This is a genomic window from Psychrobacter sp. TB20-MNA-CIBAN-0197 (genome assembly GCF_040309765.1).
Lineage (GTDB): Bacteria > Pseudomonadota > Gammaproteobacteria > Pseudomonadales > Moraxellaceae > Psychrobacter > Psychrobacter submarinus.
Genome location: NZ_JBEOPC010000083.1, coordinates 1 through 676, shown reverse-complemented (window position 1 = coordinate 676; position 676 = coordinate 1). Strand labels below are relative to the sequence as shown.

Sequence of the window (676 nt, the reverse complement as noted above, 5' to 3'; positions counted from 1 at the left end):
GCCTTATATGGTGCCACGCACTATGGCGAGCACTACATCTGCTTGTTTAGCAACACCATTTAAAATTAAAGGTGTTAACTATTCAATTAGCTCTGCGTGTGCAACATCTGCGCATTGTATTGGTAATGCCGTAGAGCAAATTCAGCTTGGCAAGCAAGACGTTGTGTTTGCTGGTGGTGGTGAAGAGCTACACTGGACATTGGCAATGGAATTTGACGCAATGGGCGCACTTTCTACTAAATACAATGAAACACCTGAAAAAGCATCTCGTACATATGATGCAAATCGCGATGGTTTTGTTATTTCTGGCGGCGGCGGTATTGTTGTAGTTGAAGAACTTGAACATGCACTTGCACGTGGCGCGCACATTTACGCTGAAATTGTTGGCTACGGTGCAACATCAGATGGCTACGACATGGTTGCTCCATCTGGCGAAGGTGCAGCACGTTGTATGCGCCAAGCTATGCAAGATGTAGATAGTATTGATTATCTAAATACGCACGGCACATCAACGCCTGTAGGCGATGTTAAAGAGTTAGGTGCGATACAAGAAGTGTTTGGTGGCAAATCACCAATGATCAGTGCAACTAAAGCAATGACGGGTCATGCCCTAGGTGCTGCAGGTGTTCACGAAGCTATCTTCTCATTATTAATGCTAGAGCACAGCTTTGTAGCA

Annotated in this window: 1 protein-coding gene; it reads left to right on the top strand. The window is 45.1% G+C overall.

What is annotated here, in order from left to right:
• Positions 1–676: beta-ketoacyl synthase N-terminal-like domain-containing protein (locus AAEY83_RS12755; RefSeq protein ID WP_351059250.1), on the top strand; the 676-nt coding region annotated here is incomplete at both ends.